The sequence below is a fragment of the Lentzea sp. NPDC003310 genome (assembly GCF_040610935.1).
GTDB lineage: Bacteria > Actinomycetota > Actinomycetes > Mycobacteriales > Pseudonocardiaceae > Lentzea.
The window spans coordinates 353,449-368,355 of sequence record NZ_JBEXNC010000010.1 but is presented as its reverse complement, the minus strand read 5'-3'; the positions used below and the strand labels follow the sequence as shown (position 1 = coordinate 368,355).

The 14,907-nt window shown below is 69.2% G+C and carries 14 protein-coding genes; 8 read left to right on the top strand and 6 right to left on the bottom strand.

Annotated features, from left to right (window positions below; genetic code table 11):
• The first annotated feature begins 372 nt into the window (after positions 1-372).
• Complete coding sequence (locus ABZX02_RS23010) at positions 373-1,533, top strand: FUSC family protein (protein WP_355300602.1); 1,161 nt, start codon at positions 373-375, stop codon at positions 1,531-1,533.
• A 159-nt stretch (positions 1,534-1,692) separates the two neighbouring features.
• On the opposite strand, the gene ABZX02_RS23005 is transcribed toward ABZX02_RS23010, so the two are convergent.
• Both ABZX02_RS23005 and ABZX02_RS23000 read right to left on the bottom strand, forming a co-directional pair.
• Positions 1,693-2,322, bottom strand: a complete 630-nt coding sequence (locus ABZX02_RS23005; RefSeq protein WP_355300601.1) for an HNH endonuclease family protein — start codon at positions 2,320-2,322, stop codon at positions 1,693-1,695.
• A gap of 105 nt (positions 2,323-2,427) precedes the next feature.
• Positions 2,428-3,036 (bottom strand): hypothetical protein, encoded by a 609-nt coding sequence (locus tag ABZX02_RS23000; protein ID WP_355300600.1) that lies wholly within the window; start codon positions 3,034-3,036, stop codon positions 2,428-2,430.
• A 110-nt stretch (positions 3,037-3,146) separates the two neighbouring features.
• Between ABZX02_RS23000 and ABZX02_RS22995 the strand changes: the two genes are divergently transcribed.
• Positions 3,147-4,436, top strand: coding sequence for an adenylosuccinate synthase (locus ABZX02_RS22995; protein WP_355300599.1), 1,290 nt, complete (start codon positions 3,147-3,149; stop codon positions 4,434-4,436).
• Here ABZX02_RS22995 and ABZX02_RS22990 read toward each other — a convergent pair.
• A complete protein-coding gene (locus ABZX02_RS22990; RefSeq protein WP_355300598.1) occupies positions 4,429-4,734 on the bottom strand; it encodes a hypothetical protein in 306 nt (101 codons plus the stop codon). The two genes, ABZX02_RS22995 and ABZX02_RS22990, sit on opposite strands and share 8 nt — an antisense overlap.
• Positions 4,721-5,479 (bottom strand): hypothetical protein, encoded by a 759-nt coding sequence (locus tag ABZX02_RS22985; RefSeq protein WP_355300597.1) that lies wholly within the window; start codon positions 5,477-5,479, stop codon positions 4,721-4,723. The genes ABZX02_RS22990 and ABZX02_RS22985 overlap by 14 nt, the downstream gene beginning before the upstream one ends.
• A gap of 146 nt (positions 5,480-5,625) precedes the next feature.
• Between ABZX02_RS22985 and ABZX02_RS22980 the strand changes: the two genes are divergently transcribed.
• The 4 genes from ABZX02_RS22980 to ABZX02_RS22965 are packed head-to-tail and all read left to right on the top strand — an operon-like array spanning position 5,626 to position 9,197.
• Positions 5,626-6,435: an ABC transporter permease subunit gene (locus ABZX02_RS22980; protein ID WP_355300596.1), complete on the top strand. Its 810-nt coding sequence runs from the start codon at positions 5,626-5,628 to the stop codon at positions 6,433-6,435.
• Positions 6,420-7,121 (top strand): ABC transporter ATP-binding protein, encoded by a 702-nt coding sequence (locus tag ABZX02_RS22975; RefSeq protein ID WP_355300595.1) that lies wholly within the window; start codon positions 6,420-6,422, stop codon positions 7,119-7,121. Before ABZX02_RS22980 ends, ABZX02_RS22975 begins: the two co-directional genes overlap by 16 nt.
• Positions 7,122-7,149: 28 nt before the next feature.
• Positions 7,150-8,076 (top strand): ABC transporter substrate-binding protein, encoded by a 927-nt coding sequence (locus tag ABZX02_RS22970; RefSeq protein ID WP_355300623.1) that lies wholly within the window; start codon positions 7,150-7,152, stop codon positions 8,074-8,076.
• On the top strand, positions 8,073-9,197 hold the full coding sequence (locus tag ABZX02_RS22965; RefSeq protein WP_355300594.1) for an LLM class flavin-dependent oxidoreductase: 1,125 nt from the start codon (positions 8,073-8,075) through the stop codon (positions 9,195-9,197). Before ABZX02_RS22970 ends, ABZX02_RS22965 begins: the two co-directional genes overlap by 4 nt.
• Here ABZX02_RS22965 and ABZX02_RS22960 read toward each other — a convergent pair.
• Together ABZX02_RS22960 and ABZX02_RS22955 are read right to left on the bottom strand one after the other, a co-directional pair.
• Complete coding sequence (locus ABZX02_RS22960) at positions 9,187-10,284, bottom strand: glycerophosphodiester phosphodiesterase (RefSeq protein ID WP_355300593.1); 1,098 nt, start codon at positions 10,282-10,284, stop codon at positions 9,187-9,189. The genes ABZX02_RS22965 and ABZX02_RS22960 overlap by 11 nt on opposite strands.
• A gap of 66 nt (positions 10,285-10,350) precedes the next feature.
• Positions 10,351-11,898: a Na+/H+ antiporter gene (locus ABZX02_RS22955; RefSeq protein WP_355300592.1), complete on the bottom strand. Its 1,548-nt coding sequence runs from the start codon at positions 11,896-11,898 to the stop codon at positions 10,351-10,353.
• 146 nt (positions 11,899-12,044) lie between these two features.
• Between ABZX02_RS22955 and ABZX02_RS22950 the strand changes: the two genes are divergently transcribed.
• Both ABZX02_RS22950 and ABZX02_RS22945 read left to right on the top strand, forming a co-directional pair.
• The gene (locus ABZX02_RS22950; protein WP_355300622.1) at positions 12,045-13,934 is read left to right on the top strand and encodes a TRAP transporter fused permease subunit; all 1,890 of its coding nucleotides are present in this window, start codon (positions 12,045-12,047) and stop codon (positions 13,932-13,934) included.
• Positions 13,921-14,901: a TAXI family TRAP transporter solute-binding subunit gene (locus ABZX02_RS22945; protein WP_355300591.1), complete on the top strand. Its 981-nt coding sequence runs from the start codon at positions 13,921-13,923 to the stop codon at positions 14,899-14,901. Before ABZX02_RS22950 ends, ABZX02_RS22945 begins: the two co-directional genes overlap by 14 nt.
• Positions 14,902-14,907 lie beyond the last annotated feature (6 nt).

Genomic DNA, 14,907 nt, shown 5'->3' with positions numbered 1-14,907 from the left:
TTCTTTCATTTCAACTAAAGGGGCTGCCCGTACCCACCCCTCTTCACGTGCAGCAAGAGCTATGGCGCGACTCGTGATGGGACCCCACCGCCCTGGAGTCTTGGGGAAAGACGGCTCGCCTTCGGCATCGCTGTGAGGCCCACTCCCGCCTTCCGCCCGCCGCCTCTCCGCCCCCGCCCCACGTCTTCGCCCCCGCCCCGCTCCCGCGCCACCCCACTCCCAGCTCCCCACACCCGCATGCACCATTCGTCCCGTCTGCCCTCTCCTCCCTGTGAGGTTGCTTGCCTTCCTGCCGGGAGCCCCGCCGCAGGTTGTGACCGGTGCCCGATGGTTCGAGACTGGCGGCGGGCATCTAGGCGAGCGGGGTGAGTGGTGGGCGCGGTCAGGGAAGCGGTCGGGCGGGGGCTCGGTCGGTGGCGCGCGGGCGCGTTGCCGATCGTCCAATGTGCTCTGTCCGCCGGGCTGGCCTGGGTGGTGGCGACGGTGCTCATCGGGCACCCGCACCCCTTCTTCGCGCCCATCGCTGCCGTCGTGTGTCTCGGGGTCTCGCTGGGTCAAAGGCTGCGTCGGGTCGGTGAGCTCGTGGTCGGCGTGTCGGTTGGGGTGGGGGTCGGGGACGCGCTGATCAGTTGGATCGGTAGTGGGCCGTGGCAGATCGCGTTGGTCGTGGCGCTGGCGATGTCCGCTGCCGTGTTGCTGGACGGCGGGTCGGTCATCGCGTTGCAGGCCGGGAGCAGTGCTGTGCTCGTGGCGACGTTGTTGCCGCCCAGTGCCGGGGGTGGGTTCGACCGGATGATCGACGCGTTGACCGGTGGGCTGATGGGGCTGGCCGTGGCCGCGCTCCTTCCCGCCAACCCGATCACGGTCGCGCAGCGGCAGCTCAAGGTGCTCACGAACACCCTCAGCGGGGCGTTGCGAGACCTGGCTGAGGCGTTGGACGAGAAGGACTCGGTCAAGGCGGCCGGGGTGTTGGTGGAGCTGCGGTCCAGTCAGACGACCATCGACGACTACAAGTCGGCGCTGCAGACCGGTAGTGAGATCGCGAAGATCGCGCCCATCCGGTGGCGGTCCAAGGACCTGTTGAGCCGGTACCAGACCGCTGCGGGGCCGGTCGACTACGCGATCAGGAACACGCGGGTGCTGGCTCGCCGGAGCATGGCGGCGCTCAAGGCCGACGAGCGGATTCCGGACGGGGTGCCGGACGTGCTCCTCGACTACGCGAAGGCCGTGGACTGCCTGAAGGGTGAGTTGGAGAAGGGCAAGGAGCCGAAGGCGACTCGGGAGGCCGTGCGGGACGCCGCGCGGGTGTTGACCGCGCGGCGTCTCGGTGGGGACGGGTTCTCGTCCAAGGTCGTGCTAGCGCAGATCCGGAGTGTCGCGGTGGACCTGCTGCAGGCGACGGGCCTCAGCCGGAGCGAGGCGATGGAGGCGTTGCCGCCCCTCAGCCCTCCGGCCGATGCAGGAGCCCGTGCAGAAGAGAGTGCACCTGTTCGTGATCGCGGGGATCAGTCAGGACGCACGAAGCACCCGTGATCGCGTACCACTCCTCCGCGCCCTCGTAGCGGACCAGTGCGCGGAGCTTCCCGTCGTCGGAGAGTTCCGTGCACAGTTCCAGGTCGCCCGTCACGACGCCGACCTCGTCGGTCATCACGCCGCCGGGGCCCGCCACGAAAAGCGCGGAGAGTGTCGCCATCAGCAGGTACCGAGCATGCTCGTCAACGCCGCCTTCTCAGCCGAGTCGGTCTTCAGGTTCCACCGGTACTTGGTGTGTACCCACATTTTGGCGTAAGTGCAGTAGTAGGACGTCAGCGGTGGCTTCCACTGGGCCGGGTCCTGGTCGCCCTTGGACTGGTTCACGTTGTCCGTGACCGCGATGAGCTGCGGTCCGGCCATGTCGTTCGCGAACGCCTGGCGCTGCGCGGTGGTCCACGACGACGCGCCGGAACGCCAGGCCTGGGCCAGCGGCACGATGTGGTCGATGTCCACGTCGGAGGCCGCTGACCAGGTCGCACCGTCGTACGGCGAGAACCAGCGGCCCGACGTGGCGGCGCACGACGAGTCCGTCACGACGTTCGTGCCGTCGCGCTTGAGCACGGCCTCGCGGGTGTTGCAGGTGCCCGACTGGGTGATCCAGTGCGGGAACTTGTCCCGTGAATAGCCCGTCATCGAGCCTTCCGTGGCAACGGTCAATCCCGCCAATTCGCTCTTGGCGGTCGCGGCGGAGGGGATGTTCGGCGGTGTCGCGAGTGCAGGGGAAACAAAACCAAAGGTGAGAGCTGCCGAGGCAACTAGAACACCAATGGTTCGGTTAACTTTTGACATCGTCCCGACCTTCCTTGTTGGAAAGTGATCGGGACCTACCCTCAGTCACATTATGAAATTGCGCAATGCCTTCGAGTGACACTCATGTGAATGACAAGCGGACTGCTAGAGGCCTCGAACGAGCCTCAGGTCCTCGGTGTGGCGGTACCAGGTCCACTTGTCCACCGGGCGCGGGTGCTTGTGGCCGTCCAGCACCGCCGTCGTGGGCAGGCAGCCGAGCTGGAACGCGCGCGGCCGGCTCACCTTGACCTTGGAGCCGAACAGCCGCTTGTTGATGATCCGGACCTCCAGGCCGAGGCCGCCGTCCGGGTCCGGCGTGCACTCGATCCGCGACGCCTGCCCGCGCAGCACGTTGTCCGCGTCGGCGTACCCGACGCCCCGCACGGGCGACAACACGCCGAGACCCATCAGCACTCCGCCGACGTCGTCCCGGACGAACGGGACGGGATCTACGTCACCGTTCAGGGCGACGTCGAGGGCGCGGGCCGGGTCGGTCGACAGGCCCCACAACGCGGCGACGGACGAATCGGCGACGGGCACGTAGCCCAGTGCCACCGAACCGAGCTTCTCCTTGCGCAGCAAGCGCAACGCCACGGCGGCGAGGTCCGCGTCGGTGCCTGCGACGACGAGCCGGTCGGCGTCCAGGTGCTGGTCGACGTGGTCCTTGCCGGGACGGGCCGGGACCGCCACCACGTCGTCACGTTGAGCGATCATTGGCGACTGCGTGTTTCCGCAGGCCAACACGATTCCGCGCACGGTCATCTCCTGGTCTACCCTCACTTACCGGCATTCGCTCGAACCAGTCCAAGTGCTTGGAGTTTCACATGCCGGCCGTCGTGCTGATCGGTGCCCAGTGGGGCGATGAGGGCAAGGGCAAGGCCACCGACATCCTCGGTGAGCGTGTCCAGTGGATCGTCCGTTACCAGGGCGGCAACAACGCGGGTCACACCGTGGTCCTCCCGGACGGCCAGAAGTTCGCCCTCCACCTCATCCCCTCCGGCATCCTCACGCCCGGCGTGAAGAACGTGATCGGCAACGGTGTCGTGGTCGACCCCGGCGTGCTGCTCACGGAGCTCGCGGGCCTGGAGGAGAAGGGCGTCGACACCAGCGGTCTGCTGATCTCGTCGGACGCGCACTTGATCATGCCGTACCACGTGGCCATCGACAAGGTGACCGAGCGCTACCTGGGCAAGGCGAAGATCGGCACGACCGGCCGCGGCATCGGACCGGCCTACCAGGACAAGCTGGCCCGCGTCGGCGTCCGGGTGCAGGACCTGCTGGACGAGAAGATCCTGCGGCAGAAGGTCGAGGCCGCCCTGGACTTCAAGAACCAGGTGCTGGTCAAGGTCTACAACCGCAAGGCGCTCGACCCCGAGCAGGTCGTCGACCAGGTCCTCGAGCACGGCCAGCACTTCGTCCACCGCATCGCCGACACGCGGCTGCTGCTCAACCAGGCGCTCGACCGCGACGAGATCGTCGTGCTGGAGGGCTCGCAGGGCACCCTGCTCGACGTCGACCACGGCACCTACCCGTTCGTCACGTCCTCGAACCCGACCTCGGGTGGCGCGACCGTCGGCTCCGGCGTCGGCCCGACCCGCATCAGCACCGTGATCGGCATCCTCAAGGCCTACACGACCCGCGTCGGCTCCGGTCCGTTCCCGACCGAGCTCAACGACGACATGGGCGAGTACCTGCGCAAGCAGGGCGGCGAGTTCGGCGTCACCACCGGCCGCAGCCGCCGCACCGGCTGGTTCGACGCCGTGATCGCCCGGTACGCGAGCCGCGTCAACGGCATCACCGACTACTTCCTCACCAAGCTCGACGTGCTGTCCGGCCTCGAGAAGGTCCCGGTCTGCGTGGCGTACGAAGTGGACGGTCGCCGCGTCGACGAGATGCCGATGACCCAGACCGACGTGCACCACGCCGTCCCGGTGTACGAGGAGCTGCCGGGCTGGTTCGAGGACATCTCGCACTGCCGCACGTTCGACGAGCTCCCGGCGAACGCCAAGGCGTACGTCGAGTACCTCGAAGGCATCATCGGCGCCCGCGTCTCGGCGATCGGCGTCGGCCCCGGCCGCGACCAGACGATCGTGCGCCACGACGTCCTCAGCTAGTCGCTCGCTTCCCGGCCTCGGCCAGCGCGGTCCGCGTGACCTCCAGCTGGTCGAGGCCGAGGAGGAACTCCCTCGTCATCGACCCGTCGTCGGGGCCTTCGTCCCGGAACACGGCGAGGCACGAGCGCGTGCCGTTCTCCAGCGACCGCAACGCGTTCGCCCAGTCGGCGGCGATCTCCGCGTCGGGCGGTGGCGGGAACTCCACCCGCAGCACCGGTGCCAGCGCCTCGCACGCCGCCGCGATCGCCGCCGGGTCCGCTGCCCGCACCCCCGCGAACACGCTCTCACTCGCCCGCACGACGGCGGAGACCCTGTCCCGGCCGCCCGCCCTCCATCCACCTGCCCACGGCCGCGTCCTCGTGGCTCTCGGGCCGTCCTGCCGCGGCTCCCAGCGCGGTGACGGTGAACGGCAGCAGCACGGCCACGGCGAACGCGCCTCCCAGTGCCCTGGTCGCGGCGCCGAGTGCGAGCCCCCGGCGCCCGAGTTCGTCGAGGACGATCGCGCGGAACGACTCGGGTTCGATGCGCCGCAACGCCATCACGCCGACGTCGAGCGCCACGTACCGGCGACGGTGCGTGCCGAACGAGAGTGCGCGGGCGCTGGTCCTCGAGCGGTCGATCAGGAACACGGGTGCCTTCGCGAGCCCGGACTCCGCGACCAGTCCGGTGAGCGGCCCGGTCAGCTCGTCCGGTACCGGGGCCAGGTTTCGCCGGTACCGCAACCAGACCGGGCGCAGTGCGTAGATCAGCGCCGTCACGCCGGCGAGCAGGGTGAACCCGCCGGCGAGCCACCACTCCCGGCCGTGCACGAACGGTTCGAGGCACGCGCGATAACCGTCCCAAGTGGACCGGTCGGCGTCGGGGGCTAGGTAGAAACCCGACCTCACCTGACAGCGCGCGTCGTCGAGCGGAGTGGCCGAGGTCCACATCGCCGCGTACTCGCCGAAGATCGCCACCGTGCCGGCGGACGTGAGCAGTGCCAGCGTCGTGAACCGCAGTGCGGTGCCCCAGGGCACCCCCGGTCTGTCCCCCTCGGCATCCATGGCGTGAATCGTGATCGCTGCGCACCCCGCTGTCACTCAGCCGTTGGCAGGAAATGTGTCCGTGCGGGGAACATCTCGATGTACGACGCTTTTTCACGATTTGGGCGTCGTTGACTCACGTCGTGGGCTCGCCTGTACTTCCGCCCATGACCTTGTCCATAGCCGGAGTGGCCGCGCGGCCGAAAACCGCGACACCCGCGCCGGCGCGGAAGTTCACGCTGCCGCTGCGGTGGATCAGCCCTGTCGCGCTGGTCCTGTTGTGGCAACTGGCCAGCTCAACGGGTGTGCTGCCGACCGACAAACTCGCTTCTCCGCTCACCGTGGCGCAGTCCGCCGGAGAGCTGATCGCGGACGGCCAATTGGGCGAAGCGTTCGGGGTTTCCATCACCCGCGTGTTCTTCGGATTTCTCATCGGTGGCTTTGTCGGAGTGGTTCTCGGGCTCGCCTCCGGCCTTTCCCGGTGGGGCGAGACATTGCTGGACCCGCCGGTGCAGATGTTGCGGACGCTGCCGCACCTCGGCCTGATCCCGTTGTTCATCCTGTGGTTCGGCATCGGCGAGGAACCCAAGCTCGCGCTGGTCGCGTCCGGCGTCGCGTTCCCGCTCTACCTCAACCTGCACGCGGGCATCCGGCAGACCGACCCCGGCCTGGTCGAGGCGGCGAAGGTGCTCGGCTACAGCCGGTTCGAGCGGATCGTGCACGTCGTGCTGCCGTCCGCGGTGCCGCAGACGTTGGTGGGACTGCGGATCGCGTTCGGCACCGCCTGGCTGTCGCTGATCGTCGCCGAGCAGATCAACGCCGACGCCGGCCTCGGCTTCCTGATCAACAACGCCCGTGAGTTCCTCCGCACCGACGTCGTGGTCGTCGGCCTCGTGGTCTACGCGCTGCTCGGCCTGACGACGGACTACCTGGTGCGGTCGCTGGAAAGGAGGATCCTGCGATGGCAAAAGCGGTGAGCGTGCGCGGCCTGCACAAGGCGTTCGGCGCACGGACCGTGCTCGACGGCATCGACCTCGAGGTCGAGCCGGGCGAGTTCGTGGCACTGCTCGGGCGCAGCGGCTGCGGCAAGTCGACGCTGCTGCGGATCCTCGCGGGCCTGGACCACGACGTCGAGGGCACGGCCGAGGTCCCCGGCACGGTGTCGATCGCGTTCCAGCAGCCGCGGTTGCTGCCGTGGCGCAAGGTCTGGCGCAACATCTCGCTGGGCCTGCACAAGCCGGACGGCCGCGCGGTCGCCCTGAAGGCGCTCGAAGAGGTGCGGCTGACCGACCACGCCGACGCGTGGCCGCTGACGCTCTCGGGCGGTGAGGCACAACGGGTCTCGCTCGCGCGGGCGCTGGTGCGCGTACCGGACGTGCTGCTGCTCGACGAACCGTTCGGCGCGCTCGACGCGTTGACCCGGCTCGCCATGCACCACCTGGTGGAAGACCTGTGGACGCGGCACCGGCCCGCCGTGCTGCTCGTGACGCACGACGTCGACGAGGCGTTGCTGCTGGCCGACCGGATCCTCGTGCTCGACGAGGGCCGGATCGTCGCCACGCACCACGTCGACCTGCCCCGCCCGCGCCGCCGGGCCTCCGTTGTGGAGCAACGCACCCGCGTGCTCGCCGACCTGGGAGTCGAAGTTGAAGAAGCTGCATAACAGGAGCCTGCTCGGCCTGCTGGCCGCGATCCTCTTCACCACCGGGTGCTCCACGGCGGCCTCGACCGACACTCCGGCCGCCGACGTCGTGCTCAAGGTCGGCGACCAGAAGGGCGGCGCGAAGTCCGTGCTGACCGCCGCCGGGCTGCTGGACGACTTCCCGTACAAGATCGAGTGGTCGACGTTCACCTCCGGCCCGCCGCTGCTCGAGGCAGCGTCCGCCGGCGCGATCGACGTCGGCGCGGTCGGCAACACACCGCCGATCTTCGCCGCCGCCGCGAACGCCAAGATCGCCGCCGTCGGCGTCTCCAAGGGACAGGTCGAGGCCGACGCGATCCTCGTGCCGGAGAACTCGCCGCTGCGCAGCGTGGCCGACCTCAAGGGCAAGAACATCGCCGTGGCCAAGGGCAGTTCGGCGCACGGCCAGATCCTGCTGACGTTGCGCGCGGCCGGTCTCACGACCAAGGACGTGACGCTCAACTTCCTGCAGCCCGCGGACGCGTACGGCGCGTTCACGCAGGGCAAGATCGACGCGTGGGCGGTCTGGGACCCCTACACCGCGCAGGCGCAGCAGGAGGCCAAGGCGCGCGTGCTCACCACAGGTGAGGGCAAGTCCAACGGCTACGGCTTTCAGGTCGCGGGCAAGAAGGCCTTGGACGACAAGGGGAAGAACCCGGCGCTCAAGGAGTACCTGATCCGGTACTACAAGGCGCAGAAGTGGGCCGACACCCACCGCGAGGAGTGGGCCAAGGCCTGGGCGGCCGAGACGGGCCTGAAGTACGAGGTGGCGCTCGCCGCCGTGCGGCGCAACGGCGACCAGGTCGTGAAGCTGGACGACACGGTGATCAGGTCCGAGCAGGAGCTCGCCGACGCGTTCACCGAGGACAAGACCCTGCCGGGCAAGGTCGACTTCGCGAAGTTCGTGGACACGCGGTTCCAGGGAGATCTCGCATGAGCATCACGCTGCACTGGTTCCTGCCGACCTCCGGCGACGGTCGCACGGTCGTGGAGCACTTCCACGCCAACCGCGCGCCCGCGGCCGGTGCCCGGCGCGACCCGGACATCGACTACCTGGCGCAGATCGCGCGCACCGCCGAGCAGGTCGGGTTCACCGGCGTGCTCACGCCGACCGGCACGTGGTGCGAGGACGCGTGGCTGACCACGTCCGCGTTGATCGCGCAGACGAAGACGCTGAAGTTCCTGGTGGCGTTCCGGCCCGGCGTGCTGTCCCCGACGCTGGCCGCGCAGATGGCCTCGACGTACCAGCGGATCTCCCGCGGTCGGCTGCTGCTGAACGTGGTGACCGGCGGCGACTCTGTCGAGCAGCAGCGGTTCGGCGACTGGCTCGACAAGGACCAGCGCTACGCCCGCACCGACGAGTTCCTCCAGGTCGTGCGCGGAATCTGGACCGGGAAGCCGTTCACGTTCCACGGCGACCACTACCAGGTGCAGGACGCGACCGTGCTGGCCGCGCCGGACCCGGTGCCGCCGATCTACTTCGGTGGCTCGTCCGACGCCGCGCTCCCGGTGGCCGCCGCCCGTGCCGACGTGTACCTGACCTGGGGCGAGCCACCTCAGGACGTGGCCGAGAAGATCGCACGGGTGCGGGCGCTGACGGACCGGCCGATCCGGTTCGGCATCCGGCTGCACACGATCAGCCGGGACACCTCGGCGGAGGCGTGGGCGTCGGCCGCGAAGCTCCTCGACGCGCTGGACCCGGCCGTGGTCGCGAAGGCGCAGGAACAGCTGGGCGCGTCGGAATCCGTTGGCCAGCAACGGATGCTGGCGCTGCACGGCGGCGACCTCAGCCGGGGCGTGCGGGGCCTGGAGATCTACCCGAACCTGTGGGCGGGCGTCGGGCTCGTCCGCGGTGGCGCGGGCACGGCGTTGGTCGGGTCCCACGAGGAGGTCGCGGATCTGATCGAGGAGTACCACTCCATCGGCATCGAGGAGTTCGTGCTCTCCGGCTACCCGCACCTCGAAGAGGCGTACTGGTTCGGCGAGGGCGTGCGGCCCCTGCTGAAGCAACGCGGGTTGCTCGATAAGGACCGCACGCTCGCACTCGCTAGCGCTTGACCTTGGCTTCCACGGCCGTGTCGGGGTTGTCCGCGAACACGCCGTCGATGCCCTGCTTGAAGAACAGCTCGTACTCCTCGAAGGCCCGGCCGTACGCGGCCGGGTCGGTCGAGGACCGGAAGTCCGCGGGCAGGAACGAGTTCTCGTTGCGGAACGTCCACGAGTGCACGATCAACCCGGCCCGGTGGGCGTCCTTCACGACGGTCGTCGGCGCCTTGAGGAAACCATTGGCGTCCCGCGGGATGATGACGTCCTTGGTGAGGCCGACGCCGTCCGCGTACGACCGGACCTCGCGCAGCCCGGCCGGGGTGACCAGGTCGGCGTAGGTGCGCTTGTCGCCCGCCACCACGAAGTCGTACGGCGCGCCGGAGCCGTTGACCAGCTGGACGATCGGCACGCGCAGCGACCGGTTGAGCTCCTTGAGGTTCGCGACCTCGAACGACTGCACGTAGACCTTGGCGCTGCTCCGGTTCAGGCCGTTGCGGTTCAGCACGTCGACGAGCTTCGGCTCCAGCGCGAGGCCGATCGACTGGAAGTACGTCGGGTGCTTGGTCTCGGGGTAGATGCCGATCTCGCGCCGCAGCTCGCGGGAGAGGCGCTTCGAGAGGTCGATGACCTCCTGCAGCGTCGGGACCTCGAAGCGGCCGTCGTAGAGGGTGTTGCGCGGGCGGATCGCCGGGATGCGTTCCTTGGCGCGCAACGTCTTCAGCTCGGCCAGCGTGAAGTCCTCGGTGAACCAGCCGGTGACCGCGACCCCGTCGATCGTCTTGGTCTTCTTGCGGTCGGCGAACTCCGTCTTGTCCGCGACGTTCGTTGTACCGCCGATCTCGTTCTCGTGCCGGGCGACCAGCTTTCCGTCCTTGGTGGGCACCAGGTCCGGCTCGATGAAGTCGGCACCCATGCGCGCGGCGAGCTCGTACGCGGCGAGCGTGTGCTCCGGCCGGTACGCCGACGCGCCGCGGTGCCCGATGACGATCGGACCCTTGTCGTCGTGTGCCGAGGCGGAAGGCAGCGACGCCACCACCGCACCGGCGAACACGAGCACTACGGCGGCAAGACCCCGGCGTCGGATCCCCTTGGGGTACATCGTTCGACCTCCCATTTCGTGTTGAGAGCGCACCCAAGCATCGCAACACGAAATGCAGGTGAACGGTTACTCACGGGACAGTGCGGCTTCCTCCAGGTCCAGTTCCCGCATCACCCGGAACAGCACCTCGTCGTCGATCTCGCCGGCGTCGCGGGCCTTGACGAACTCGTCACGTTCGGCGCTCAGCATCACCCGCCGCAGCCTGCGGTACGCGGCCGCCGGGTTCTCCTCCTCCTGCCGCCCCAGCCGTTCCCACGCGGCGTTGCCCCGGTGCTCGGCGAGCGATCGCAGCTGGTCGCGGACGTGGTCGGGCACGTCCTCGACCTCCTCGTCCAGGCGCGTCACGGCCGCCTGCGCCGCCCGGTGCTGCACCTGCGCCTCCGCCAGCGCGTCCTGGCGCGCGTCGTCGCCCGCGAAACCGATCTTGTTGATCAGCCACGGCAACGTCATGCCCTGCAGCAGCAGCGTCGCGACCGTGACCACGAAGGCGCAGAACAGGATGATGCTCCTGCCCGGCACGTTCTCCGGGATCGCGGCGGCCGCGGCGAGCGTCACCACCCCGCGCATGCCGGTCCAGGCGATCACCGTCACCTGGCCGAGGTGCGGTTCGCGTTCCTTGCGCCGCAGGCGTTTCGACAGGTACCAGGGGATGTACGTGGCCGGGTACATCCAGACGAACCGCGCGAGGATCGCGGCGAGCAGCACGGCGCCGGCCCCGAGCAGCAGGGCGGCGTCCAGGTCGACGTCGGCGATGATCGTCGACACCTGGAGGCCGATGAGCGCGAAGACGAACGCCTCCAGCAGCACGTCCAGCGCCTTCCAGAGCGCCGCGTCCTGCAGGCGCGTCGAGTACCGGCCGCGCGGCGAGTGGTGACCGACGTACAGGCCGGCGACGACGACCGCGAGCACACCCGAGACGTGCGCCGCCTCCTCGGCGAGCAGGTAGGCGCCGAACGGCACGAGCAGCCCCAGCGCGCTCTCCAGCACGCCCTCGCAGAGCCGCTTGCGCAGGAACCTGACCACCACGCCCACGACCAGGCCGACCGCGATGCCTCCGGCCGTGACCAGCAGGAACAGCCCGACGCCCTGCCAGGGGGCCATGGCGGCGCCCGCCGCTGCCGCCACGGCGACCTTGAACGCCGTGAGCGCCGTGGCGTCGTTGATCAGGCTCTCGCCGACCAGCAACGTCATCGCCCGCCGCTGCAGGCCGAGCTTGCGGCCGATCGCGACGGCCGCGACGGCGTCCGGTGGCGCCACGACCGCGCCCAGCACGAGCGCGGCGGCGAACGGCATCTCGGGGAACACCAGCTTGGCCACGACGCCGACGACCAGCGTCGTGAACAGCACGAGCCCGATCGCGAGCAGGCCGATCGGCCGCAGGTTGGCCCGGATGTTGAGGTAGGAGCTGTCCAGCGCGGCGCTGTAGAGCAGCGGCGGCAGCACCACCAGCAGGATCAGGTGCGGGTCCAGTTCGAACTCGGGCACGCCCGGTATGAACGAGACGACGAGACCGACGGTGACCAGCACCAGCGGCGCCGACCAGTTGAGCCGGCGCGCGATCGCCGTGACGATCAACGCCCCGAGGAGCAGCAGCAGAAGTTCAGGCCCGTGCATGCCGCTCATTCTGCGTGTTCCGGCTGGCCGTGCAGTCTTTGCAGTTCCTTTGGATTGATCCCCTAGGGCTGTGATCGGCCCCACAGTACGGTCGGTCCGTGGCCAACCCGGACCTCGCCCGCATCGTCGCGGAGCACGACGAGGAGATGCCGTCGCGCGCGCTCTCACCCCGGTGGGAACGAGCGCTGTGGATCGCCGGTCTGCTGATCGCGCTCCTCGTTCTGAAGCAGGTGTTCTTCCCGTTCGCCAAGGGGAGCCAGTACTACCTGATCATCTTCCTGGCGGTGACGCTGCCGCTGGTGTTCCTCGCGTACGGCCGCGGGCACCAGCCGCCGTGGTGGGACTGGGTGCTGGCGGGCCTCGCGTTCGCGGCGGGCGCCTACCCGCTGTTCGGGGGCTACGACGAGTTCCTGAACCGGCAGGGCCAGCTCACCACCCTCGACGTGCTCGTGGGCTCGGTGCTGCTGGTGCTGATCCTCGAGGCCTGCCGGCGCACGACGGGCTGGGTGCTGCCCGCGGTGTGCCTCGCGTTCATCGTCTACTCCTACTACGGCGGGTACCTGCCGCCGTCGTGGTCGGTCGCGCACTCCGGCGTCGACTTCCCGCAGATCATCAACGGGTTCTTCAACGACGGCAGCGGGTTCTACGGCATTCCGCTGGACGTGGCGGCGACCTACATCGTGCTGTTCACGATCTACGGCGCCGTGCTGAACGCGTCCGGCGCGGGCAAGTTCTTCGTGGACATCAGCTTCGCCGCGTTCCGCAAGTCGCGGACCGCTCCCGGCCGCACCGCCGCCACCGCGGGCTTCCTGCTCGGCACGGTGTCCGGCTCCGGCACGGCGACCACGGTGTCGCTGGGTGCCGTGACGTGGCCGATGCTGCAGAAGGCCGGGTACCCCAAGGAGAACGCGGGCGGGCTGCTCGCGGCGTCCGGCATCGGCGCGATCCTGTCGCCGCCCACGCTGGGCGCGGCGGCGTTCATCATCGCCGAGTACCTGGAGGTCTCGTACCTGTCGGTGCTGGTCTGGGCGATCATCCCGACGCTGCTCTACTACCTGGGCATCGCGCTGGCCGTCGAGTTCGACGCGCGGCGGTTCGGGGCGCAGCCGGTCGACGTGGACGCGCCGCGGTTCTTCGACGTGCTCAAGCTCGGCTGGTACCACTTCCTGTCGCTCGGGATCATCATCGTGTTCCTGGCGCTGGACATCCCCGTCTACAAGGCGGTCGTGTACGCGACCGGCGTGGCCGCGCTGTTCGCGTTGATCAACCACCGGCGCGAGTGGGTCAGGCTGATCGCGGACGCGCTGTCCGTCGGCGTGCGCTCGGCGTTCCCCGTGATCGCGGTGTGCGCGGCGGCCGGCGTGGTGACCTCGACGATCACCAAGACCGGCCTGGGGCAAGCGTTTGCGAGCTCGTTGGTGGACCTGGCCTCGGCGCTGACGTCGAACACGACGGTGGTCCTGATGCTGACGGCGGTGCTCGCGGCCGTCGCGGTGTCGGTGCTCGGCCTCGCGGTGCCGGTGACGGCGTCGTTCATCATCTCGTGGGTCGTGATCGGGCCGGCGTTGATCACGCTCGGCGTCGAGCCGGCCGAGACCGCGATGTTCATCTTCTACTACGCGGTGCTGTCCGAGGTGACCCCGCCGACCGCGCTCGCCGCCGTCGCGGCGGCCGCGCTGACCGGCGGCGACGTGATGAAGACGATGTGGCAGACGTGGAAGTACACGCTGCCCGCGTTCCTGGTGCCGCTGGCGTTCGTGCTGACCGACGCCGGTTCCTCCTTGCTGTTGCGCGGGCCGTTGCTCGACTCGGTGTGGGCGTTCGGAGCGTCCGCGCTGGGGGTGGCCGCCCTGGCCGTGCTGACGGGCGGCTGGCTGTTCGGTCCCGCGCGCTGGCCGGAACGCCTGCTGTGCGTGCCGGCCGCGTTGTTCCTGCTCTACCTGCAGCCGTTGACGATCGCCATCGGGGCCGGATTCCTCGTGGTGGCCGTCGCGGTACACCTGGTGACCCGTGGGAGGGTTCGTGAAGCTGCATAAGTACGCGATCGGCACGATCGCATTGGCGCTCGTGGTCTCCGGGTGTGGCGGCAAGCGCACGCCCACCACGCCCGACGCCGGCGGGTCCCAGGCCTCGTGCGAGGCGTCGGACGGCCGGATCACGATCGCGACCGGCAACTCCGGTGGCGTGTACTTCGTGGTCGGCGGCGGCCTGGCGAAGCTGATCTCCGACAACTCGAAGCTCAAGGCGTCGTCCGCCGAGACCGGTGCGTCGGTGCAGAACATCCAGCAGCTCGTCTCGGGCACGTACGACATCGCGTTCTCGCTGGCGGACACCGCCGCGGACGCCGTCAACGGCACGGGCGCGTTCAACGGCAAGAAGGAGAAGGTCGCGGCACTGTCGCGGATCTACCCGAACTACACGCAGGTGCTGGTCAGGGCGGACTCCGGGATCAACTCCGTGGCCGACATGAAGGGCAAGCGGATCTCGACCGGCTCGCCCAAGTCCGGCACCGAGGTGATCGCCGGGCGGCTGCTCAAGTCGGCCGGTCTGAACATCGACTCGGACGTCGCGGCCCAGCGCCTCGACCTCACCAAGACCGCGGACGGGATGAAGGACGGCAGCATCGACGGCCTGATCTGGTCGGGCGGCCTGCCGACGCCGCAGATCACGGACATCACCACGTCCCTCAAGGACAAGGTCAAGTTCATCGACATCACCCCGCAGCTGCCGGAGATGAAGAAGATCAGCCCGGTGTACGACACGGCGCCGATCCCGGCGGCGACGTACGGGGTGGCCGAGGTTCCCACGATCGTGGTGCCGAACCTGCTGCTCGTCCGCGAGGACTTCGCGGCCAACAACGCGTGCGCCGTCACCAAGCTGATCTTCGACAAGAAGGCTGACCTGGAGAAGGTCCACCCGGCCGTGAAGGACATCGACAAGGCCAAGGCGGCCGCCTCCGACCCCGTCCCGCTGCACCCTGGGGCGAAGCAGGCGCTGGGCTGAACTACT

What these genes read in the sequence shown, in the direction of transcription:
- ABZX02_RS22975 (WP_355300595.1), top strand. Translation starts at nt 6,420, where the DNA reads ATGGCAAAAGCGGTGAGCGTGCGCGGCCTGCACAAGGCGTTCGGCGCA.
- ABZX02_RS22980 (WP_355300596.1), top strand. Translation starts at nt 5,626, where the DNA reads ATGACCTTGTCCATAGCCGGAGTGGCCGCGCGGCCGAAAACCGCGACA.
- ABZX02_RS23000 (WP_355300600.1), bottom strand. Translation starts at nt 3,036, where the DNA reads ATGATCGCTCAACGTGACGACGTGGTGGCGGTCCCGGCCCGTCCCGGC.
- ABZX02_RS22960 (WP_355300593.1), bottom strand. Translation starts at nt 10,284, where the DNA reads ATGTACCCCAAGGGGATCCGACGCCGGGGTCTTGCCGCCGTAGTGCTC.
- ABZX02_RS22985 (WP_355300597.1), bottom strand. Translation starts at nt 5,479, where the DNA reads ATGGATGCCGAGGGGGACAGACCGGGGGTGCCCTGGGGCACCGCACTG.
- ABZX02_RS22955 (WP_355300592.1), bottom strand. Translation starts at nt 11,898, where the DNA reads ATGCACGGGCCTGAACTTCTGCTGCTGCTCCTCGGGGCGTTGATCGTC.
- ABZX02_RS23005 (WP_355300601.1), bottom strand. Translation starts at nt 2,322, where the DNA reads ATGTCAAAAGTTAACCGAACCATTGGTGTTCTAGTTGCCTCGGCAGCT.
- ABZX02_RS22995 (WP_355300599.1), top strand. Translation starts at nt 3,147, where the DNA reads ATGCCGGCCGTCGTGCTGATCGGTGCCCAGTGGGGCGATGAGGGCAAG.
- ABZX02_RS22965 (WP_355300594.1), top strand. Translation starts at nt 8,073, where the DNA reads ATGAGCATCACGCTGCACTGGTTCCTGCCGACCTCCGGCGACGGTCGC.
- ABZX02_RS22950 (WP_355300622.1), top strand. Translation starts at nt 12,045, where the DNA reads ATGCCGTCGCGCGCGCTCTCACCCCGGTGGGAACGAGCGCTGTGGATC.